Source organism: Streptomyces sp. NPDC029296, assembly GCF_055569255.1.
This window is the reverse complement of sequence record NZ_JBVHXT010000079.1, coordinates 1-21,301: the sequence shown is the minus strand read 5'-3', so window position 1 is coordinate 21,301 and position 21,301 is coordinate 1. Positions and strand designations below refer to the sequence as shown.

Here is a 21,301-nt window from a genome sequence, read left to right as displayed (position 1 = left end):
GCAGGCCCAGCAACTCGCTCAGCGCGTCGGCCAGTTCGACTCCTATCTCCCCGCCGGGGACCACGGCGACGGGCCGGTGGGCCGCGACAGCGCGGGCCGTGGCGGCCAGGTCTCCTCGATGGACGATGTTGTCGCGGTAGTCCGACAGGTCGAACGGGCCCCGGTAGGCGGCGGGGACGTCCGGGGTGCTCTGCACCCGCACCACGGCCGCACCGCGCCGGAGGAACGCGTCGACCAGTTTCTTCGACAGACCGTAGGAGTCGACGACACACACGAGGGGAGTTGCGGGCATGTCAGCCTTTCTGCGGAGGGAGAGGACGGGCGCGGCCGGTTCGGGCAGCGAGGACCCAGCAGGCCAGGGCCACCAGGACCGCCGCCGTGCCGACCGTGAGGAAGCCGCCGGCCGGTCCGGCCGCGGCCATCGCCAGGCCGGCCAGGGGGGCGCCGAGGGCGTTGCCGCCGGCCACGGCCGCTCCGTAGAGACCCAGCACCCGGCCCCGGGTGTGCTCGGTGGCGGCCGCGCCGCAGGCCGCGGCGGTCACCGCGAAGGACGTCGCCGCCAGCATCGCGGCGGGAGCGATGGCGACGAGCAGGACGCGCCAGTCGCCGGCCAGGCCCAGGGGTGAGGTGACCAGGCCGAGCAGCAGCAGCGGGACGGACGGACGGGGGGTGATCGCGAGGGCGCCGGACAGCAGCCCGCCCAGGATCGCGTACACCGCGCACGCGGCGATGAGCAACCCAGCCCACTCCACGGCCCCCTGGACGCGGCACAGGCCGATCAAGGACAGCTCGAAGCCGGAGGAGATCGTGCCCGTGGCGAAGGCACAGGCGAGCGCCACTCCCACGACGCCGACCGCTCCGGTCCGTCCGTCCCCGCCGGCCGGGGCGTTTCGCCCCCCGGGACGTGCGTGATTTCCCGCACCGTCTCGGGTCGATGCCGGTCGGGACGGCCGTCCGGAGCGTACGGCGAAGGCGGCCAGTGCCAGGACCAGGACGGTGCCGAGCAGGCGGCAGGCCGTTGCCGGGGATGCCTGGGTGGACAGGACGGCGCCCAGGGCGGGGCCGACGAGATAGGAGAGCTGGCTCGTGACCGTGTCCAGCGCGAACGCCGCCTGCCGGTGGTCCGGCGCCGTCCGCGCGGCCAGTGCCATCCGGGTCAGCGTGGAACCGGGCACCAGCAGCAGTCCGGACGCCAGGGCGGCGCAGAGCAGGGCAGGGTACGCGAGCCGGTCCGCCGTCGCCCAGAACGCTCCTTGCGCCGCGGCGCTGACGGTGAGGACCGGCCTCGTCGACAGCCGGTCCATGGCCCAGCCCAGGACGGGTGCCCCCGCCATCACGCCCGCCATCCAGGCACCGGTGACCAGGCCGGCGGCCCCGAGGGAACGGTGCAGACCGAGAGAGACCTGCAAGGACAGGACCAGTGGTATCGCGATGACGGGCACTTTGACGAGGAAGCCGGCCACGAGGGTGGTCGGCATGCCGGGCACTGCCAGCAGCCGCCGGTACCGGTCCCAGCCCGCCGATGCGTCCGGCGCCCGCCGCCGCGGGGCGGTTCGGGTCTCAAAGAATCGCGACATGGTTCCTGACACCCACCGGTGTGCGAGGCCGCTGCGGCGGTGCAGACGGGCCGGGCGAGCCGATGTCCAACGCACCCGGCAGGCGTTCGCGGGAACCGAGCACCAACCGGGGCGGCCCGGGCCGCGACGTGCGCAGAAGGCCCGTGCGCCCGATGGCGCCGCATCCGTCGACCACGGTGTCGAGATGGTCGCCGCGCATCAGGATCCACTGCCGGGGGCGCAGCGCATCGGGGTCGGGTGCCGTGGCCGCGCCCCGCAGCAGGTTGCGGAACCGCTCGCCGCCCGGCGCCGGGTCGAGGAGTCGCGTGACGCTGCGAGGAGTCGACAGTGCGGTGAAGACGTCCACTGGTTCTCCTCCTCGCTCAGTCGGCGAGCATGCCGGCGTAGATGCGTGGCTCCAGGGCCCGCAAGGCCATGTAGTCCGCCTCGATGCGCTCGGGATCCGGGGAGACCAGGTAGAGATTGCCGGGGCAGGTCGCCAGGTTGACCGTCCGCTCCAGGCAAGGGACCGAGTCCAAGGTGGTGTCCAGGCCGTAGAACGTGGACAGCGCCCGGATGCCGCCGAGGTCGGGCGCGCGGACGACCTTGCCCTCGACCGGGCTCAGTAGGTACACGTGGCGGGCGTACAGCCGGGGCTCGGGCCACGGCCTGCGGATCGCGTACGCGAAGCCTTCCGGGTCGAGGTAGCTGAGTGGCAGCAGCGAGTTCTGGCTACGCCCGCACACCGTGTACACGGCGCCGGGGTCGCAGGCTCCCTCGACGCGGGCGCCGGTCTCGATCAGCACGGGTCCGTCGGGCGTCAGCATGATCTCGCTGTGCGCGGTGCCGTTGTCGATCCCGAGCGATCCGAGCACGTCGTACAGGTAGCCGGCGAGCGGCGCGTACTCGGCCTCGTCGGGGTGGACGAGGTCGGAGTACGTGCACACGGCGGTGGCGCCGACCATGCGGCGATGCATCCGCCACACGTCGGTCACGTGGTGCCGCCCGCGGGAGCTGACCGAGTTGACGGTGTACTCGACGCCCCCCGTGTGCAGGATGTCCTGCTGCACCAGCAACTCGTCATTGACCTGTCCGAACAGGCTGACAGTGGCCAGGAGTTCGGCGAAGGCGGCTCGGACCTCGTCCGCCGAGGCACAGAACCGCACACCCTCGGCGGAGGTGCCGGCCAGCGGTTTGACCACGACCCGGCCGTCGGACCGGGTGCGGTACCACTCCAGGGCCTCGGCGACGTCCCCCGTGCGGCAGTGCGGGATCGCGGCGAGGCCGTCGCGGGTCAGGGCCTGGGCCATCCGGTACTTGTCCCGACGAGCCCCGGCCGTCCGCGGCGCCATCGCGGGAATGCCGGGGAAGTGCGGTGTCAACCGGTCGGCCAGTGCGACGCCGGACTCGCCTCCGGGGACCACGCAGGCCACGTCGTACGCCGACAGACCGCGCAGCAGTGCGTCGAAGCCGTCGGCTTCCTCCAGGGTCACAAGGAAGTCCTGGGGGCGGAACGACGCCCGCCAGAACTCTGAGTCGCTCTCCTGCGACAGGACGGCTACGCAGCGCAGGCCCAGCCCGTTGAAGAGCTGTGCCAGCTTGGTGCCGGCCCGCAGGGGGTCGACGAGGACGACGACGGATCGAGGTACGGCGGTCATGGCTTCAGCCTCTTGTAAGGATCGGCGGCGGGCCGTGCGGGGCCCGGATGCGTGCGGCGTGTGGTGTCAGGCGGCCGGGGCGCCGACGGCGTCGGCCAGTTCCTGCCAGAAGTCGGCGAGCAGCCCGAGGTAGCTGTTGAACCCGTGTTCCAGGGCGGCGAGGTCCTCCTCGTTGCGGCACAGGGCCGCGGAGCTGGACACGGCGTGCAGCTTGTGTTCCTTCTCGGCCGCGCCGATGTGGATGTAGAAGAACTCGCAGTGTTCGTGGAACTCTTCGAGCGCGAAGTGGTGCAGGTAGTTGCGGGAGCCCTCGTACAGGTAGACCAGCTGGGCGTACGCGTGCCACTCCTGGGCCAGCAGGGCACCGCAGCCGACCCTGACGTTCTCGTCGCCGAACAGGGTGGCACCCTGCTCCACCAGCCGCTGGGTGGCGGGCAGGACGGTGGGGTCGATGTCGTCGAAGTCGACCTCGTGGCCGCGGATGCGGGAGAGCAGGGCGGAGAAGAAGTTCTTCAGCAGGACGGTGTGCACCTTGGCCGGGTCACCGTTGCCCATCTCGTCGTTGATGTTCTCGATGGTCTCGGAGCGGGCCACCAGGTCGTCCGGCGACATGCGCAGGAAGACCAGGGCCAGCCGGTTCACGGTGGGCGAGACCTGGGCGTAGAAGTTGCGGGCTACCGTCTCGACCTTGTCCGCGGGCAGTTCGGTGGAGCGCCACAGGTCGTAGAAGGCGTTGTTGAGCGCCGGGTGGCGGTACACCGACTCGGCGAGATCGAGGACGTGCTTCTCGGCGGCGTGGGCGTCGAGCGGTGTCACGCTGGTGGTCATGGGCGTCCTTTCGTACGTACGGGGTGTTTCACCAGCGGCTGGTGTCGCCGAAGAATTCGGGGACGGGCAGCAGTCGGCTCTCTTCCCCGGCACGCTGGTACAGGTGGTGGCCGACGGCGAGATCGAGTACGCCGAGCCCGAACGGTGAGAAGACGATGGCTCGTCCGGGGTCCGGGGCGCAGCGGCCGAGCAGTACGTCGGCGAGCGTCCCGGCGATGAAGGATCGGCTGCCGGTCCTCTGTTCGGCCAGGTGGGGCGAGGTGCCCGCCTTGAGACAGTGCTCGATGTCGTCCACGACGTTCTGTGCGGTGAGCAGCACTTCGGGCGCCAGGTCGCGCAGGGACACGTTGAGGACCACCTGACCGGGGCGCAGTGTGTGGCCGGCACTGATGTAGGGGCGCAGCGCGGTGGTGGCCAGCACCACGAGGTCACAGTCGAGGGCGCTGCGCAGGTCCCCGGTGCGGCTGGTCGCGCCGTACGTCCGGGTGAGGTGTCCGGTCAGCGCCGCGGCGGAGGTGTCGTCGTGGTCGTGGACGGTGACGTCGGCGAGGGGCACACCGGCGGCCGTGAGGTACTGGCAGATCGTTCTGGCGATGACACCGGCGCCGATGACGCCCACCGAGGCCGGTCGCGTGGCACCGAGGGCGGTGGCCGCGAGGGCCGCGGAGGCCGCGGTGCGGGCGGCGCTGACGCCCGCCGCCTCCAGCAAGGCGAAGGGGTAGCCGGTGACGTAGTCGTTGAGGACGAGGACCGCCGAGGCTCGGGGCAGGCCGTCGGCGACGTTGGCGGGGAAGCTGCCGATCCACTTGATGCCGGCGACCTGTCGGGTGCCGCCCAGGTAGGCGGGGAGCGCGATGATGCGGGAGTCGGGCTTGTCCGGGAACCGCAGGAAGTGGCTGTCCGGGTTGACGGTGTCGCCCGCGTCGTGCGAGAGGTACGCCTCCCGCACCCAGCCGATGACCTCGGCCTCCCGGCCGGCGAGGAGCTCCGCCACGTCCTTTCCGGTCAGGACGGAGAATTCGTGCATGTCTGGTTCCCATCTGAGGGGCCGGCCGGCACAGCCGGGGCTACTGGGTGACGCTGTCCCGGGTGGTGGGTGCGCGGCCCGGGACCGGGGAGCACCGTGGGGCCGAACATTCGGGTCACCCAGTCGTCGTCGTACACGGTGTCGAGGTACCGCTCGCCGAGGTCCGGGGCGATCACGAGGACCCGGGCACCGTCCTCGATCAGCCCACGCAGCTCGGACACCGCGTGGAGGGCCGTACCGGTGGAGGCACCGGGCAGCAGGCCGTAGTCGCGGGCGACCCTGCGGCAGGCGCGGACCGTGTCGCTTTCGGCCACCCGGATCTTGGTGAACGTCCCGTCGTCCGCGAAGAGTTCGGGTTTGCGGCTGGTGCCGAGGCCCGGCAGGTGCCGGGGCGCACCGCGGTCGCCGAACGTGACCGATCCCGCCGCGTCTACGGCGACCAGGCGGGTCGGCAGCCGGTGTTCGCGAACGGCCTCGAGGCAGCCCATCAGCGTGCCGGTACTGCCCACGCCGACGAACAGCCAGTCCGGTACGCCGAACCCGCCGAGGATCTCCCCCATGGTGTCGCGCCGGTGGGCTCGCGCCCCGGCCGGATCCCGGTACTGGTTGAGCCAGACGGTCTCCGGGTGGGCGAGCAGGTGGCGCTCGATGAACTCGATCCGCGAGTGCAGGTAGCCGCCGTTCGCGTCCCGCCCGGTCACCACGACCACCTCGGCCCCGAGTGCCCGCATGTGCCGGATGTTCTGGGACTGGGTGTTGGGGTCGGTGACCAGGGTGAGGGGATGGCGCTGGGCGGCACACACCATGGCGAGCGCGATGCCCAGGTTCCCGGAGGTGGACTCGATCAGCGGGGCCCCGGCCCGCAGCCGGCCCTCGGCTCGGGCGGAGGTGACCATCTCCCGGGCGGTCTTGAGCTTGATCGAGCCCGCCGGATTGAGCGCCTCCAGCTTGAGGGTGGTGCTGAAGCCCGGGCAGAAGCCCGGCAGGATGAGGAAGGGTCGGGCCGGGCCCGCGTCGTACGCCCTGTCGCAGACGGCCGTGTTCACCGGGCCCGCGACAGCGCCTGGTCCAGGTCGTCGATCACGGCCTGGGTGTCGTTGCCGAAGCCGAGCGCGAGGCGGACCGTGCCGCGCGGGACGCCGATGCTCCGCAGCTCCTCGTCGGAGTACTCGAAGTAGGTGAAGAAGGTGCTCTGCTCCACCAGCGTGTGCGGGGCACCGAAGTTGGAGGCCATGAAGGGCACGTTGAGCCGGTCCACGACCTCGGCCGTCTCCGCCTCGCTCATGTCGAGTTCGAAGGTGATGACACCGCCGTAGCCGTGGAGGTACTGCTGGGCCATCTTGAAGTGCGGGTGGCTCTCCAGGCCGTTGTAGTAGACCCGGTCGACCCGCGGGTGGCTCTCCAGGTAGCGGGCCACCTCCAGCCCCATGGCGTTCACGCGCTCCATGCGCAGGCGCAGCGTGTACAGGCTGCGGCGGAGCAGGAAGGCGGTGTTGCCGTCCATGATCGGGCCGGTGGTGTCACGGTACCAGCGCAGCTTGTCGATGAGGTCCTGCCGGCCCGATGCGACGCCGGCCACGATGTCGCCGTGCCCGCTGAGGTACTTGGTCGCGCTGAACAGCACCAGGTCCACGCCCCACTGGAGGGCGTAGAAGTTAGGGGGCGGCGAGAAGGAGCTGTCCAGGGTGACGACCACCTCGGGGCCGAGCGCCTCGCGCACCCGGGCCACGTCGATGAGGTACATGTGCGGGGAGGAGGGCATCTCCAGGTGGACGAGCTTGAGCCGGCCCTTGAGGGACCGCACGTTCTCGATGAACTCCTCGGGGTCACGGATGGAGAACTCGTGCACCGTGACACCGAACTTGGGCAGGATGTGGTGGAAGACGTTGCGTACCTGGCGGTACGACTCGGACGGCAGGACGACCTCGTCGCCGGCCTCCAGCAGGGCGAGGAAGGCCGTGGTGTGCGCGGCCATGCCGGAGGCGAACACCAGGGACGCCTCGGCTCCGCTCAGCTCGGTGAGGCGGTTCTCCACCTCCACCCACGTCGGGTTGGAGTAGCGGCCGTAGCGGCCGGCCGGCGCCGACCGGTCGTGCAGGCCGGCCTTCACGTGCCCGGCGTCGTCGAAGTAGTAGGAGGCGCTCTGGTAGGTGGGCGACTCGATGCTGTTGCGGAAGACGTCGTCGGGGCGCAGCTTCGTCACTCTTTGCTCCTGGTTCCGGGTGGCGGGGAATGCGCGTCGGGCGGTGCCTGGCTGCTCAGCCCATGTCGAGTCGCAGGAGGTCGTCGATGGTCTCGCGACGGACGATCTCCCGGGACGTGCCGTCGGCGACGGCGACCACGGGCGGCCGGGGAACGTGGTTGTAGTTGTGCGCCAGGCTGCGGCAGTAGGCCCCGGTGCCCGGCACGGCGAGCAGGTCGCCCGGCCGGACGTCGGCGGGCAGCCGGTCGTCGCGTACGACGACGTCACCGGCGTCGCAGTGTTTGCCCACGACCCGCACCAGCCGGAGCGGGGCGTCCGAGGCCCGGCCGGCCAGGCGGACCGAGTAGGTGGCGTCGTAAAGGGCCGTGCGCACGTTGTCGCTCATGCCGCCGTCGACGGCCACGAACGTGCGGATGCCCTCGCGGTGCTTGACCGTGCCGACCGTGTACAGGGTGACGCCGGAGGGGCCGGCGATCGCCCGTCCCGGCTCGATGGCCAGCCGGGGTACGTCGACGCCGAGGGCTGCGCACTCCTTCGCCACCAGCGTGCGCAGGATGTCGGCCATCTCCTCCGGCTCGGTGGGCTCGTCCTCGGGCGTGTACGCGATGCCGAAGCCACCGCCGAGGTCGAGTTCCGGCAGCGGGACACCTTCGCGGACGAACTGCGCCCGAAGCTCCAGCAGCCGCTTGGCGGCGGCCTCGAACCCGGCCGTGCCGAGGATCTGGGAGCCGATGTGGCTGTGCAGTCCGCGCAGTTCCAGCACTCCGTCGTCGAGCACCCGCCGCACCGCTGCCGTGGCCTCTCCGCTCACCAGGGAGAAGCCGAACTTCTGGTCCTCGTGTGCGGTGGCGATGTGGGCGTGCGTGTCGGCGCGCACGCCGACCGTGACGCGCAGCAGGACGTCGGGGCGCACGCCGGGGAACCGGGGCAGCAGGTCGCCGAGCCGGTCGAGTTCGGCGAAGGAGTCGACGACGATGCGGCCCACGCCGTAGTCGAGCGCGGCGGCCAGTTCCTCCGTGGACTTGTTGTTCCCGTGCATAAGGATGCGGTCGGCCGGAAAACCGACCGCCTTGGCGAAGGCGAGTTCACCTTCGGTGCACACATCCAGACCGAGTCCGGCTTCTTCGACCATTCGAGCCGTGACGCGACTCAGGAAAGCCTTTCCGGCATAATATACATCGAATTCTTCGAACGCCGCCCGGAAGCGGGAGCAGCGCTTTCGGAAATCCGTCTCGTCGAACACATAGACCGGCGTTCCATGGCGCTCGGCAATTTCGGCGACGAGCATACCTCCGAGCTCAAGCGCACCCTCTTCGTTCTCCGTGGCGGTGATGGGCCATATGCCGGACGACAGAGACAGCCGGTCGGCTACAGGCTCGGTGGGAAATTTTTGGTCGGGCACAGCGATCCTCTGGTCGTGCGGCATGGTCGGAGCAGGGCTGTGGACGGGACCCGGGGGTGGAGTGGTGGCTCAGATGTCCAGGGCCAGGACGCCGGCCAGGACGAACATCACGACTCCGCACCCGATGTTGACCTTGCGGGTGAGCCCCTTGTTGTTGGTGAAGCGTTCGGCGAGGGCCCCACTGGCCAGTCCGACGCTCGCGTCGGCGGCGAACCCGATGGCCACGAAGATGAAGCCCAGGACGAGGAGTTGGACGGGCACGGGCCAGCCCGAGCCAGACGAGGTGAACTGGGGCAGGAAGGCCACGTAGAAGACGATGACCTTGGGGTTGGCCAGGTTGACGAGCATCGCGCGGTAGGCGATGCGTCCATAGTCCTGACGCGCCCGTGCTGTACTGACCGCCATATCGGACTTGTCGCGGATGATCGACACACCAAGGTAAATCAGATAGCAGAGCCCGACAACCTTGAAAGCCGACAGAAGCATCGGATAGCGGGAGACGACAAGGGAGACCCCGAACGCACAGAGCACCGCGTGCGCCAACATGCCGGCCGCGACGCCCGCCGCCGCCGAGACGCCGCCACGACGGCCCTGCGCCACCCCGAAAGACATGACGTAAAGCATGTCCGGCCCGGGAGTGAAACACACGACCGCGGCTGCGGCAAGGAAGGAAAAGAACGACGCACTTTGAACATCCATGACGGGCTGCCGCTCCACACCTTCCATTGGCGGCCTTTTCGCCGCGCACCTTCCCTGCAGACGCCTCAAGCTTGCCACCGAAGACCGGCCGCGGGGGCGCTGAGATGCATACTTATTAGGCGAGTGCAGTTTTGGACGGATGGATAAAATGGACATACAGCACGATTGGGCGCTTTCCGATCTCTCTGGGGCGGAAATAGCGCTGTATACCTTTGCCGTAGAACGCGCCGACGTAAGTCTTGACGAACTGCCGCAGGTCGATGGCGCGGGCAGTGAGGACATGACGGCCGCCTTCCGGGGCCTTGTGGAACGCCGGCTGCTCCTGCCTGTGAATGCCGAGAGAAGGCGCTACGCGGCGGCCGCTCCCGATGCCGCGGTAGAGTCCCTCATACGCCCCGTCGTCGAACAGGCACGCCGGGCCCAGGACGCTGCGGACCGAATGCGCCAGGAGCTCGTGCCCGTCTATGAAAGCGCCCTGGAACGGCGGCTGCGCCAGCCCATCTTCGAGGAACTGCCCGATGTCGCCAGCGTGCGCCGCGCGTTGGACCGGTTCGCCGCCGAGGCGCAGCACGAGGTGCTCACCTCGCAGCCGGGAGGCGGGCGCAGGGAGGAGGTGCTGCGCGAGGCCATGGACCGCACCGAAGGGCTGCTCCAGCGAGGAGTCCGGATGCGCACGCTCTACCAGCACACCGCGCAGTACCACCCCAACACCACCGCCTACGTCGAGATCGTGAGCGACCTCGGGGCGGAGGTGCGCACGCTGGGCGAGGGTTTCATGCGGATGATCGCATTCGACGGCGAGGTCGTCGTCATCGAGCAGAAGGGCAATCCCGAAGCGGCGCTGGTGGTACGGGCGCCGAGCGTGGTCTCCTTCGCCGTGGCCGCCTTCGAACTGATGTGGCGCCAGGCGGACCCTTTCCCGGTCAATCTGAGCCGGGCGCAGGCCATCCAGGTCTCCGACAAGACGAAGGAGGACATCGTCCGGCTGCTGGTCCAAGGAGAGTCGGACAAAGTCATCGCCCGGCGCATGGGGATGACCGTCCGGACATGCCAGCGCCACATCGCGAAGATCATGGAGCGAATCGGCGCCAAGAGCCGGGTACACGCCGGCTACCTGCTGCGCGAGTACCAGGGAAATCTGCGTTTCTCGGACGGCCCCGGCCACTCGGCGAACGACTGACGCGGCCGGATGCCGGGCGCCATGGCCGCTCCGCGCGGCATCCCGCCAGCCGCTCCCCGTTCGACCCGGAGCGAAGCGGAAGTGCGTGAGGTACAGCCCGCCCGAAGCCCTGGACCTCGTCGAGGTCCAGGGCCGCGCGTCTGTCGGGCGCCGTCCAGGACTGAACGGGGGCGGCGCGCAACCGGAGACGGGACCGTCCGGCCGCGCGCCGTACCGCTCCGACCGGCAGGACCGGGAGCCGACCCGGCCGACACCGAGGCGAGCCGCGCCGAACGCGGGTGATCAGGCCGGAGGACGGCTCGCGTACGCGCGCGGCCTCCTTGATATCGGCGCCGGTACGGCGCTTGCATGGAGTCGCGTCGTCCGCGGGCCGGGGCCCTGGTTCGGACCCCGCACACACCTCCGCGCCGACGAAGCCGCGGTACGGGAACTCGTGGTCTCGGCCGCGCCTTGCTCGTCCCGATGACCACGAGGCGCCGGACTCCGGATGCGGCCAGCGTGTCCAGCGGGGACGCAAGGCCGCTTGCGCAACGCCCTCTTCGGCCTGGTGACGCCCGGCGGGCTGCCCATCCCGGATGGCCGTGCAGTCGCCCCGGAACGGGGAGCGCCGTTACCGCTCAATACGGCCGGCGGTCCTGCTTGCCGCGGAACGCGCACGCGAGTGGTGCCGTGCCGAGCCCCTCGGCACCCTCACTGAACGCGTTCTGCGAGGACCGTGCCATTCACCGCCTCCGGCACCGGTCGGCCGGCAAACACCGTACGGACCGACTGCGCGACCGATATTCCGGCCTTTTCCTGCGCCTCCGCCGTGAAGGCACCGAGGTGCGGGGTGACCACGACGGAGTCGAAATCGAAGAGCGGGGACTCGGTGATGGGTTCGAACTGGAAAACATCCAGTCCGGCACCGGCCACCCGGCCCTCCTTCAAGGCCAGGGCCAGCGCGGTCTCGTCCAGGATGCCGCCGCGCGCCGCGTTGATGATGCGGACGCCCGGCTTCACCTTGCGCAGGGCCTCCTCCCCGATGAGGCCGACGGTGTCCGGGGTACGGGGCAGGTGGATGGTGATGAAGTCCGAGCGGTGCAGCAACTCGTCGAGGTCCATCCGCTCAGCGCCGAGCTGTTCGGCGCGGTCGTCCGTCACATAGGGGTCGTAGGCCACGATCGTCATCCCGAACGCCCGCAGCCGCTCCGCGACCAGGGAACCGATACGGCCCAGACCCACCACGCCGACCGTCTTGCCGCTGAGTTCCACACCGCCGTAGCGCGAGCGCGCCCACTGGCCGCCCTTGAGGGCGCCGTTCGCGGAGGCGATGTTGCGTGCTGTCGCCAGCAGCAGACCTATGGTCAGCTCGGCCGCGCTGACGACGTTGGAGGTGGGGGCGTTCACCACCAGCACGCCGGCCCGGGTGGCCGCAGCGACGTCCACATTGTCCAGACCGACTCCCGCGCGGGCGACAACACGCAGCTTTCCGGCGGCCTCGAGGACCTCGATGTCCACCTGGGTCGCGGAGCGGATGAGCAGCGCGTCGGCGTCGGCCACGGCGGCAAGCAGCTCGCGGCGGTGAGCGCCGTCGCAGTACCGGATCTCGAAATCAGGTCCCAGAGCGTCAATGGTCGCCGGGCTGAGTTTTTCCGCGATGAGAACAACCGGCAGGCTGGAGTCAGACATTGTCAAAATTACCTTTCGTTTCTGCGAGGCGCGATGCATGCCCTGACCCTGGCAGGTGGTCAGCCCCAGCCGAGATCTGTACGAACGCCGAACTCTGCGGCAGAGCCAGAAAAAACAAGACAGGCAGTAAGGCGCTTCACTTCTTCCCCTTTTTTCAATGCGCGACCAGCGGGTTCCGCAGCCGCACGAGCAGTTACCTTGCCATCACGGCAGGCCGAGTAACAGAAACGGCACTCGTCGTAAACCGTAGGCAACACCCGGAGACAGGTGCGCAAATCGGGATATACCTTCCACGCGAATCACCGGCTCGGGTGCCCGACAGGACAAACTTAATGCGATTTATTCAACGGCGGACAAATCTTTTACCGACGTCGCGGGCCACCACACTTCTTCCGCATACGATGCCCGCCCGCCCCGATACCCTCCTCACCCGCCCGGGCCGACGGGAGGCAGGGCGGGCACGGAAGCGGAGGTGGTGCGAGGCGGCAGGGGCGGAACCGCCCCCGGTGGCCGCAGCGGCGGTGCTCGCGAGGGCGCCCCCGAGGCCCGCCGTCAGCGCGAGCGCTGTGAGGGCCGCCGTGAGTCTGGTGGGGTGCACGTCTGCTCCACTTCCATGACGGGGAGTCAATGGGGACGCGCCCGAGTATGAGCGTGGGCATGGCAAAAAGGGGACCTCCCATCAGACATAAGGCCGGTGTTATGACCAGCCGATCCGAACCGCTCCAGGCCGTCCGTCGCCCTGCAGGTTTGCTTCGGGACGAAGTAGAGCCGCCGATCCGGCCTGTCTGGGAGCCAGTGGAACTTCAGTGAGTTTGCAGGCTATTTGGCGTGATGTGCGGAACATACAGCTTTCGGAGTTCGGTGCGGCTTGAGCTGTTCGGCCTCACGCTGTGCTTGTGCGATCACGGTCCAGGCCAGGGAGGCCGCTGGTGCACAGGTCACGTGAGTGGCTGTTCGAGAGGGTCCGACAGGCTCAGCGCGAGCAGGGCCTGTCGGGGCGCGAGCTCGCCGCGTGGTTCAAGGCGTCGCGGAACATGGTGAAGAAGACGTTGGAGTCGCCAATACCGCCGAAACGCACATCGCCACCGCCGCGCAGGAGCGTGCTGGAGCCGGTGAAGGGCTTCATCGACGCGATGCTGCGTGAGGACTTGGACGCTCCGACAAAGCAGAAGCACAAGCCGCAGATCATCGGGCGACTGGCCGCGGAGCACGACTCCGAGCTGGCCAGGCGCCGACCACGGTCTGGGAGTACGTGTCCAAGCGGCGTCCGCAGATCCGGGCGGAGGACCATGAGGGCCGTCGGCACCCGGACGGTTGGTGCCGCAGGCGAAGAGGCCTGGCGAGGAGGCGGAGGTCGATTTCGCGGACTTCTGGCTTGACTTGGCCGGCAGTGGCGCAAGTGCGTGCTGTTCACGCCGGCTGTCCTACTCGGGCAAGGCGGTGCACCGGGTCTGAGCGACCGCTTCGCAGGAGGCGTTCCTGGAAAAGCACGTAGAGGCGTTCAGGACGCTGGGAGGGGTACCGTCGGCGCATATCCGGCACGACGATCTGAAGCCGGCGGTCAAGCAGGTGCTGTTCGGCCGCTTCAGACTGGAGGTACCAGTTCTCCGCGTTCTACTGCGCACCGGGCGAGGGCGGCGCACATGAGAGGCGAGGTGGAGCATAAGGGTGGCCGGTTCCGCCGTAAGCACCTGGTCCCGCCGCTGGCGGTGGAGTCGCTGGCGGAGCTGAACGATCGGCCGGCCGCGATCGGTGTCGCCGAAGACGCCCGGCACATCCATGGTCGGCCGCCTTCGATCGGGTTCGACTTCGAGGCCGAGCGCGAGCGGCTGCGGCCACTGTCGGCGGACGGCTACGACTGCGAGATCGGCCTGAACCCAGTCGTCGCGCGCAACTCCCGTCACGGTGCGGCAGTGCTACCTCTCGTTGCCGGCGAAGGCTATCGGTGCCGAAGTGCGGGTCAAGCTGCGGGCGAACGAGTTGTGGGTGGTCAACGGCCGCAAGGTCGTCGCCCGGCATCCCCGGCTGACCAGGCGTTACACCTACCACGGCCTGCTGGACCACTGCCTGGAGATCCTGCTGGTCAAGCCGGGCGCGTTCGCCGGGGCCTCGGCTCTCACGCAAGCCCGCGCGGAAGGCGGCTTCACCAAGGTCCACGAGGCGTTCTTGGCGGCGGCGAAGAAGAAGGCCGGGGACCGCAAGGGCACCCACATGCCGGTCGAGGTGCTGCTCGGCGGCACCAGGACGCCACCACTCTCATCGGCCCGCTCCTCGGCCTTCCGCCCCCCCCTGTCGTACGTCGATCCCCGTCTCCGCAGATCACCACCAGCCACCCCAACGGCTACCTGTGGCACGTGACCACGTCGACGCCTGGCTGGGCGACGCCCCCGCCGTCTGGATCGACGACGACTTCACCGGCCTCGACCATGAACGGGCGGTGGATCACACCGTGAAGGAAGCGGCGACCCTCATCGTTCGGCCCGACCCACGCCTCGGTCTACAGCCCGGGCATCTGACCGAGGTCACGACGTGGGCTTCGCGGTTATCCACTGCCCGCGCCGCCCGGGGCTGATGCCCTCGCCGACACGGGCGCACGTCCGTCACCTGCCAGCGGCCTGCAGAGCCGTGCACCCGCCGCCATGACGTCACATCCTTCAGCGGATTCCGCCACTTGACACCGTCGTCGGCGGTGTAGCGGCCGGTATCGATCACCTGCCGGTGGCAGAAGCCCTCGGTCGGCCGGCCCCTGAAGCCGTGCCGACACTGACAGAGCCGCCCGGGCGACCTGCCACTCCGCCCTGGACCCGAGGCGGGGCGACGGAACCCCGTTCGGGTGAACAAGCCTGCCGACGGCAGGCGGATGGCCTCCGAGCCTCGGGCGTGATGCCGTTTCGGGGTTACGGGGTGCCGGCTTGCTCGGTCGCGCGGGTCCAGGTGTTCATGATGATGAAGGTCCTGGTGCCCTCCACCTTGCCGGTCCGGCGTACGGCGTTGATCACCTGCTGAAGATGGGTCACGTCCCGGACCCGGAGCTTGAGCAGGGCGTCGGACGTGCCGGCGATGCTGTGGCTCTCCTCGATCTCCGGGATGCTCTCGGAGATGCCCTGGATCTCGTCGCTGTCGGTCGCTCCGAGCAGGCGGATCTCGATGAACGCCTGAAGCATGCCCGCCCGGCTGTCCTCGACGACCGCGGTGTAGCCGCGGATCACACCCGCCCTCTCCATGCGCTCTATGCGGCGGGCGCACGGAGCAGCCGAGAGTCCCACAGCACGTGCGATCTCCGACACGGGCGCTCGCCCGTCCTTGCGGAGGATGTTCAGTATGTGACGGTCGATCATGTCCACGGCCAACTCCCCGAAACATGCGCGCCACGCATAAGTCGCGCGCTGAAAGCTCCACTGCTCATTACAAACCGAGTGAATCACGCTCGACATGTGCGTGATGATGCCCGGCCTGTCGCCCGGGGACCGCAGTCCTGTCATCGTCATGGTGTCCGGGTGATCCCCGGCAGGAGGCTTGCACCGGCCAACCCCTACGGCGCGGACTCTGACCAGGTGACAGGTGCGCGGGTATCCCCGGCACCCCGCGGCCGGCCCCACATCCTGGGGCCGGCCGGGTACCGATTCAGGTCCACCGGCAGCGATCATCGCGCAGGCCAGCCGTGTTCACGCAGGTGTGGCCAACGGAGGCGTTGCCGATCGGCAGGATCTCACCGGCCACGGCCGTGCCCGAGCCGACACTCGCCCCTGCCGCCACCGGCAGTGTTCCGGCTGCGGCGCGACGCGGTGAACGTGCGAAATCCCGACGAAGTCAGGCACTGAGCCTCTTTCATCCTGCGTAGCCGCAGATGATCAGGAGGGTGTGGACGGCCCGGACCATGTTGCCGATGCGGCGGGTGAGACATCTGGCTCGCCGCAGCAGGCGCCGGGACTTCAACTGAGCGAGGGAGTGTTCGCCCGACTTGCGCGGGCTGTTCGAGGTGCTCGGCTTCAGCGTGCCGTCCGACGGCAGCGGGCTGTCCGCCGAGACGTTCTCGCAGCTCGGCCTGCATGAGGCCAGCGCAACTGTACGAGGCTCGTGCGTCGGCTCTCTTCGTCCCTGCCTGAACATCCCCTGCCGCCCGCACCCGCCCGCGCGGTGGCGGCGGCCTCCCGGCAGAGCGGCGACCCCGGCGGGGAGTGCTCCGCAGTCGCCGGGGCGACGCTCTCAAGGACCGGACGCACGAGGGGATGAAGGCCGGGCAACCCCCGGCGGGCTCAGATCCAGCCGCGCTCCCGCGCCCGGACCCCCGCCTGGAACCGCGTACCGGCGTCCAGTGTGCGCATCAGAGCCGCCACCCGCCGCGTCGCCGTGCGGACGCTGACCCCCAACTGCCGGGCGATCGCCTCGTCCTTGAAGCCGGCGTGCAGCAGACGCACGAGCACCAGCTCCTCCTCGGTAGGCCCCTCCTCCACCTCGTCCACCTGATGGGCGAGCAGCGGTTCGGCGCGTTCCCAGTACGCCTCGAACAGCTCCATCAGCCCGTCCAGCAGGCCCGACGGATGCACGAGCACGATGGATTCCTTGCTGCCACCGGTCAGCGGCACCATCGCCACCCTGCGGTCCACGATCCGCGCCTTGAAGGGGAGATGGCGCAGCAGCCGAGACTTCTCGCCGAGCGCGGCGAGCCGCAGAACGGTCTCCATCCGGCCGGGCGGATCGATCGACTCCAGGCAGTACACGCCCCGGATGTCCACGCCGCGCTCCACCCACTCGCGGGTGGTCGCCTTCTCCTGCTCGTGGAAGTGCGGCTGACCGACCGCGTCCAGGTACGGCGGCTTGTCCAGCGTCCATAAATGGGTGGTGACGGACCGGTTCACCTCCTCGATCCGCCGGGCGATCACCTTCGGGTCCGAGAGCACCTCCACCAGGGCTTCCGGGTCCGACCTCAACTGATTGGCCCAGTAAAGGCGGTGCAGGCCCGACAGCTCCGCCTCCACCTCGCCGTACATCGTCTCCGCCTCGGACCGACGCCGGTGCAGCAGAGCCGAGAGCGCCGACCGGGGGCTCACCGCTTCCCAGCGGCCCCGGCCCACCCGCCGCACGAGGCCGAGACCGGCCAGCCGCTTCAACGCCTGCCTGGTACGCGCCACCCCGGCGCCCGCGCTCTCCGCGAGATCGCCCACCGTGCACTGCTGTCCCGACAACACCGCCCGGTACACGTTCTCGTCGAACGCGCTCACCCCCACGGCTTCCAGCACAACCGGCCCTCCTTGCCATGCGAGAGGACAGCGCCGGAGGCCCATGCCCCGCTGCGGGCCGACCGGTCTTCCCATGCGTGGCGCGTTTGGTCACCACGCCAAAGACGCCATCACGTTATCTGGACAGTCGGTATTTGCACAGCGTTCACTCATCCCGGACCGCCCGTCAGTCGGCCCTGGTGCCAGACGGACAGAGATTCCCGCCCCCAGCGCACGCCGCAGGCGAGCACCGCGCTTGCCTCTCCGGCGTGCGTGGAAATCCATGAGGAGAGTCCGTGTCACTTCTGCCGCGAAGAATGCCGCGCAACCGGCGAGCCGCCCTCGCCGCCTCGCTCACCACCGCCCTTGCCGCACTCAGCCTTCCCCTCGCCACGACCGCCACCGCCGTCCCCGCCGCCGCGATCACCGAATCCGCCACCGGCACCTACCTGGTCACCCTCGCCGACGAGCCTCTGGTCACCTACGACGGCGGGGTCGGCGGCCTTGCCGCCACGAAGCCCGCCGAGGGCGGCAAGCTCGATGTCACATCGGCCGCCGCCAGGCGGTACCGCACCCACCTGACGGACCAGCAGACCCGCGTCGCCCAGAAGGTCGGCGCCACCGTCCGGCAGCACTACGCGGTCACCACCAACACCTTCAGCGCCCGGCTCGATGCCCGCCAACTGGTGCGCCTCGCCCACACCGGGAGCGTCGTGAACATCGCCCCCGACCGTTTCCACCAGGCCACCGACGACCGGAGCTCCACCGACTTCCTCGGACTCTCCGGCCCCAAGGGACTGTGGAAGGCCCTCGGCGGGACCGCCGAAGCCGGTAAGGGCATCGTCATCGGCGACATCGACACGGGCATCTGGCCCGAGAATTCCTCCTTCGACGCCCCGGCCCTGAGTTCCCGCAAGCCCGGCACGAAGGACCGCTACCGCCCCTACCGCGTGGGCACGACCACCGTGATGCACAAGACGGACGGCGGCACCTTCAAGGGCACCTGCCAGACCGGCGACAGCTTCACCGCCGCGGCCTGCAACGAGAAGGTCATCAGCGCCCGTTACTTCGGCGACGCCTGGTTCGACGCCGTTCCGGAGTCCAACCGCGCCGGATACGTCTCCCCGCGCGACAGCCAGGGCCACGGCACCCACACGGCGGCCACCGCGGCCGGCAACGCCAACGTCCGCGCCAAGGTCGGCGGTGAGGATCTCGGCACCGTCTCCGGCGTGGCCCCCGCAGCCGCCATCGCCGTCTACAAGGCCCTCTGGCAGAGCAAGGACGGCGAGTCGGACGGTGGTCTGACCAGCGACCTCGTCGCCGCCATCGACCAAGCCGTCGCCGACGGCGTGGACGTCATCAACTACTCGCTCGGTGGCACGTTCGAGAGCGCGTACAACAACCCGGCGCAGGTCGCGCTCCGCAACGCCGCCGCGGCCGGAGTCTTCGTCGCCACCGCCGCGGGCAACTCCGGCCCGAAGGCGTCCAGCCTCGACAACACCGCGCCCTGGACTACCACGGTCGCCGCCGGCACCATCGCGTCGCACACCGGCACCGTGACCCTGGGCAACGGCGCGAGCTACACCGGCATCAGCACCACCGTGCGCCGGCAGGTCGGCCCCGCCCCGCTCGTCCTGGGCTCCGCGGTCCGGGACCCCGATACCGTGGACGTCTACGCGGACTACTGCATGCCGGGCTCCCTCGACCCCGCCCGCACGGCCGGGAAGATCGTCGTCTGCGAACGGGGCTACAACTCCCGCCTCGACAAGTCCGCCGAGGTCCGGCGGGCCGGCGGCATCGGTGTCGTCCTGGTGAACCCCGGCGACGAGAGCACGGACGGCGATCTGCACAGCCTGCCGGTCGTCCACCTCAACACCCCCGACGCGACCGCTGTTCGCACCTACGCCGCCACGGACGGAGCCACCGCCACCCTCATCCAGGGAGGCACCTCGGACGTCTACCCGCAGGTGGCCGGCTTCTCCTCGCGCGGCCCCTCGCTCGTCGGCAACGGCGACCTGCTCAAGCCCGACATCACCGCGCCCGGCGTCACGATCCTCGCGGCCGTGTCCCCGGACGGCAACCACGGCCACGACTTCGACTACTACTCCGGCACCTCCATGGCCACCCCGCACATCGCCGGCCTGGCGGCGCTCTACCTCTCGGCGCACCCCACCTGGTCCCCGATGAGCATCAAGTCGGCCATGATGACCACCGCCACGCCGACGAAGACCGCGGACGGCGAGAACAGCGACGACGCCTTCGCGCAGGGCGCCGGCGAGGTGGACGCACGGGCCATGCTGCGGCCCGGACTCGTCTACGACTCGGGTGAGCGGGACTGGCTCGCGTACCTCGAAGGCTCCGGCGTGGACACCGGGACCGGCGTCGAGGCCATCGACCCGAGCGACCTCAACTACCCGTCCATAGCCATCGGCGACCTCTTCGGCAAGCAGACCGTCACCCGCACCGTCACCGCGACCGCGGCCGGCACCTACCGCGCCCGGGTGGACCTTCCCGGCATCAAGGCCACCGTGAGCCCGTCCGTACTGCACTTCAGCCACCCCGGTCAGAAGCTCACCTTCACCGTCACCCTGGACGTGACCACCGCGCCCGCAGGACGCGCCGACACCGGATCCCTCACCTGGACCTCCGGCCGCACCACCGTCCGCAGCCCGATCGTCGTCACCCCCCAGATCGTCCGCGCCCCCGCCGAGATCAAGGGCTCCGGCTCCAGCGGCTCGACCGGATTCTCGGTCACCCCGGCCACCAGCACCCTGACGGCCACCGCCTACGGACCGGTCTCCTCGCCCGCCACCGAGGGCACCCTGACCCGGATGCAGGAGATCGCCTACGATGCCGAGATCCCCTCCGGCACCAGGGCGTCGCAGATCACGGTCCGCTTCGACGCGGCGGAGGACACGATCACGGGCCTCCTCTGGGGCAACAAGGTCGGCGGGGTCCTCCAGGACGTCCAAGTCGCCATCCCCGACAGTGACGGAACGGTCACCGTCACCGTGCCGCATCCCACGGCCGACTCGATCTTCGTGTCCCTGGTCGCCATGGGGACCAGCGACGATACCGTCACTCCGTACACCTATCAGGTGAACCACATCACCGCGGACAGTCCCGTCACCGGCAAGGTCACGGTCACGCCCGGCCGGGCCCGCGTCACCCCCGGTGTGCCGACCGACCTGACCGCCGCCTGGTCCGGCGTCCCGGCGGACGCCCGGTCCGGCGCCTGGATCGAGTATGGCAACGGGGCGGGCTCCTTCCTGACCCTCAACTGAATCCCGGCACCCACCGGCGGGGGCGGCACGCACACGCGTGCCGCCCCCGCACGCGTGCCTCGCAGGCGCCGGCTACTCGAGCCGCGAGGTGTCGCCCGCTCCTCTGCGGACGGTCTCCAGCTCGCCGTTGGAGAAGTCGATGACGATGTCCACCTTGTTCGCACGCCTGACCTGGAGGAGTTGCCCGGCCACGAGGTGCCGCTCTCCGGACGGCGGGCCCGCCTGCTGTACCGGGCGGCAGGACGCGCGTACCTCGGCAGCATCCCCGACAACACCTTCTACCGCACCTGGTGGCTCGTCGCAGCAGCGGCCAGATGCCCTCGACGGGGTTGAGGTCCGGTGCATACGGGGGCAGGCGGTAGACGGTCAGCCAGTCCGTGTTCTCGGTGGACTTCTCACGCTGCTGTCAGCGAGGTGTCCGTTGCGATGCGCCGGGTCGGTGTCTTCGAGACCTGACGGCGGGGGGGGGGGGGGGGGGGGGGGGGGGGGGGGGGGGGGGGGGGGGGGGGGGGGGGGGGGGGGGGGGGGGGGGGGAGGGGGGGGGGGGGGAGAGGGGGGAGGGGGGGGGGGGCGGGGA

At 69.9% G+C, this 21,301-nt stretch carries 14 protein-coding genes and 6 pseudogenes; 4 read left to right on the top strand and 16 right to left on the bottom strand.

The genetic code is table 11. The annotated features are described in order from the left end of the window. The 10 genes and pseudogenes from ACZ4W9_RS39275 to ACZ4W9_RS39230 form a co-directional block, all read right to left on the bottom strand. Positions 1–292 (bottom strand): annotated as a pseudogene (locus ACZ4W9_RS39275) (ATP-grasp domain-containing protein); the annotation flags it as partial. A gap of 1 nt (position 293) precedes the next feature. Further along, on the bottom strand, positions 294–1,478 hold the full coding sequence (locus tag ACZ4W9_RS39270) for an MFS transporter (RefSeq protein ID WP_467944030.1): 1,185 nt from the start codon (positions 1,476–1,478) through the stop codon (positions 294–296). An 82-nt stretch (positions 1,479–1,560) separates the two neighbouring features. Beyond that, complete coding sequence (locus tag ACZ4W9_RS39265; RefSeq protein ID WP_467944029.1) at positions 1,561–1,923, bottom strand: hypothetical protein; 363 nt, start codon at positions 1,921–1,923, stop codon at positions 1,561–1,563. Positions 1,924–1,939: 16 nt separating this feature from the next. Further along, complete coding sequence (locus tag ACZ4W9_RS39260; protein ID WP_467944028.1) at positions 1,940–3,214, bottom strand: ATP-grasp domain-containing protein; 1,275 nt, start codon at positions 3,212–3,214, stop codon at positions 1,940–1,942. Positions 3,215–3,280: 66 nt separating this feature from the next. After that, a complete protein-coding gene (locus ACZ4W9_RS39255; RefSeq protein WP_467944027.1) occupies positions 3,281–4,042 on the bottom strand; it encodes an iron-containing redox enzyme family protein in 762 nt (253 codons plus the stop codon). A 28-nt stretch (positions 4,043–4,070) separates the two neighbouring features. After that, positions 4,071–5,069 (bottom strand): 2,3-diaminopropionate biosynthesis protein SbnB, encoded by a 999-nt coding sequence (gene sbnB, locus ACZ4W9_RS39250; protein WP_467944026.1) that lies wholly within the window; start codon positions 5,067–5,069, stop codon positions 4,071–4,073. Beyond that, positions 5,048–6,115, bottom strand: coding sequence for a pyridoxal-phosphate dependent enzyme (locus ACZ4W9_RS39245; RefSeq protein WP_467944025.1), 1,068 nt, complete (start codon positions 6,113–6,115; stop codon positions 5,048–5,050). The genes sbnB and ACZ4W9_RS39245 overlap by 22 nt, the downstream gene beginning before the upstream one ends. Then, positions 6,112–7,272, bottom strand: a complete 1,161-nt coding sequence (locus tag ACZ4W9_RS39240; protein ID WP_467944024.1) for a PLP-dependent transferase — start codon at positions 7,270–7,272, stop codon at positions 6,112–6,114. Before ACZ4W9_RS39240 ends, ACZ4W9_RS39245 begins: the two co-directional genes overlap by 4 nt. Before the next feature lie 55 nt (positions 7,273–7,327). Then, positions 7,328–8,698: a diaminopimelate decarboxylase gene (lysA, locus tag ACZ4W9_RS39235; RefSeq protein WP_467944023.1), complete on the bottom strand. Its 1,371-nt coding sequence runs from the start codon at positions 8,696–8,698 to the stop codon at positions 7,328–7,330. Positions 8,699–8,743: 45 nt separating this feature from the next. Next, the gene (locus tag ACZ4W9_RS39230; protein ID WP_467944022.1) at positions 8,744–9,400 is read right to left on the bottom strand and encodes a LysE family translocator; all 657 of its coding nucleotides are present in this window, start codon (positions 9,398–9,400) and stop codon (positions 8,744–8,746) included. 121 nt (positions 9,401–9,521) lie between these two features. Here ACZ4W9_RS39230 and ACZ4W9_RS39225 point away from each other — a divergent pair, with 121 nt between their 5' ends. Beyond that, positions 9,522–10,553, top strand: a complete 1,032-nt coding sequence (locus ACZ4W9_RS39225; RefSeq protein WP_467944021.1) for a helix-turn-helix transcriptional regulator — start codon at positions 9,522–9,524, stop codon at positions 10,551–10,553. 693 nt (positions 10,554–11,246) lie between these two features. Here the strand turns inward: ACZ4W9_RS39225 and ACZ4W9_RS39220 are convergent. Both ACZ4W9_RS39220 and ACZ4W9_RS39215 read right to left on the bottom strand, forming a co-directional pair. After that, positions 11,247–12,221 (bottom strand): annotated as a pseudogene (locus ACZ4W9_RS39220) (hydroxyacid dehydrogenase); the annotation flags it as partial. Positions 12,222–13,194: 973 nt separating this feature from the next. Beyond that, positions 13,195–13,347 (bottom strand): hypothetical protein, encoded by a 153-nt coding sequence (locus tag ACZ4W9_RS39215; RefSeq protein ID WP_467944020.1) that lies wholly within the window; start codon positions 13,345–13,347, stop codon positions 13,195–13,197. Between the two features lie 779 nt (positions 13,348–14,126). On the opposite strand from ACZ4W9_RS39215, the pseudogene ACZ4W9_RS39210 reads away from it, so the two are divergent. Both ACZ4W9_RS39210 and ACZ4W9_RS39205 read left to right on the top strand, forming a co-directional pair. Further along, a pseudogene (locus ACZ4W9_RS39210) lies at positions 14,127–14,246 on the top strand (hypothetical protein); the annotation flags it as partial. 215 nt (positions 14,247–14,461) lie between these two features. Beyond that, positions 14,462–14,793: pseudogene (locus ACZ4W9_RS39205) on the top strand (hypothetical protein); the annotation flags it as partial. A 325-nt stretch (positions 14,794–15,118) separates the two neighbouring features. Here ACZ4W9_RS39205 and ACZ4W9_RS39200 read toward each other — a convergent pair. From ACZ4W9_RS39200 to ACZ4W9_RS39190, 3 genes and pseudogenes are all read right to left on the bottom strand, one after another. Then, complete coding sequence (locus ACZ4W9_RS39200) at positions 15,119–15,559, bottom strand: Lrp/AsnC family transcriptional regulator (RefSeq protein WP_467944019.1); 441 nt, start codon at positions 15,557–15,559, stop codon at positions 15,119–15,121. 490 nt (positions 15,560–16,049) lie between these two features. Beyond that, positions 16,050–16,169: pseudogene (locus tag ACZ4W9_RS39195) on the bottom strand (IS5/IS1182 family transposase); the annotation flags it as partial. A 308-nt stretch (positions 16,170–16,477) separates the two neighbouring features. Next, the gene (locus ACZ4W9_RS39190) at positions 16,478–17,461 is read right to left on the bottom strand and encodes a helix-turn-helix domain-containing protein (RefSeq protein ID WP_467944018.1); all 984 of its coding nucleotides are present in this window, start codon (positions 17,459–17,461) and stop codon (positions 16,478–16,480) included. 275 nt (positions 17,462–17,736) lie between these two features. On the opposite strand from ACZ4W9_RS39190, the gene ACZ4W9_RS39185 reads away from it, so the two are divergent. Next, positions 17,737–20,724 carry a S8 family serine peptidase gene (locus ACZ4W9_RS39185; RefSeq protein ID WP_467944017.1) on the top strand — a complete coding sequence of 996 codons (2,988 nt, stop codon included), beginning with the start codon at positions 17,737–17,739 and terminating at the stop codon, positions 20,722–20,724. Between the two features lie 292 nt (positions 20,725–21,016). Here the strand turns inward: ACZ4W9_RS39185 and ACZ4W9_RS39180 are convergent. Continuing rightward, a pseudogene (locus tag ACZ4W9_RS39180) lies at positions 21,017–21,100 on the bottom strand (transposase); the annotation flags it as partial. Between the last annotated feature and the right edge of the window lie 201 nt (positions 21,101–21,301).

Bases quoted from the DNA above. Each gene is read 5' to 3' on its own strand.
- ACZ4W9_RS39200 (WP_467944019.1), bottom strand. From the start codon at position 15,559: ATGATCGACCGTCACATACTGAACATCCTCCGCAAGGACGGGCGAGCG.
- ACZ4W9_RS39230 (WP_467944022.1), bottom strand. From the start codon at position 9,400: ATGGAAGGTGTGGAGCGGCAGCCCGTCATGGATGTTCAAAGTGCGTCG.
- lysA (WP_467944023.1), bottom strand. From the start codon at position 8,698: ATGCCGCACGACCAGAGGATCGCTGTGCCCGACCAAAAATTTCCCACC.
- ACZ4W9_RS39215 (WP_467944020.1), bottom strand. From the start codon at position 13,347: ATGAAGCCCTTCACCGGCTCCAGCACGCTCCTGCGCGGCGGTGGCGAT.
- sbnB (WP_467944026.1), bottom strand. From the start codon at position 5,069: ATGCACGAATTCTCCGTCCTGACCGGAAAGGACGTGGCGGAGCTCCTC.
- ACZ4W9_RS39270 (WP_467944030.1), bottom strand. From the start codon at position 1,478: ATGCCGACCACCCTCGTGGCCGGCTTCCTCGTCAAAGTGCCCGTCATC.
- ACZ4W9_RS39225 (WP_467944021.1), top strand. From the start codon at position 9,522: ATGGACATACAGCACGATTGGGCGCTTTCCGATCTCTCTGGGGCGGAA.
- ACZ4W9_RS39255 (WP_467944027.1), bottom strand. From the start codon at position 4,042: ATGACCACCAGCGTGACACCGCTCGACGCCCACGCCGCCGAGAAGCAC.
- ACZ4W9_RS39260 (WP_467944028.1), bottom strand. From the start codon at position 3,214: ATGACCGCCGTACCTCGATCCGTCGTCGTCCTCGTCGACCCCCTGCGG.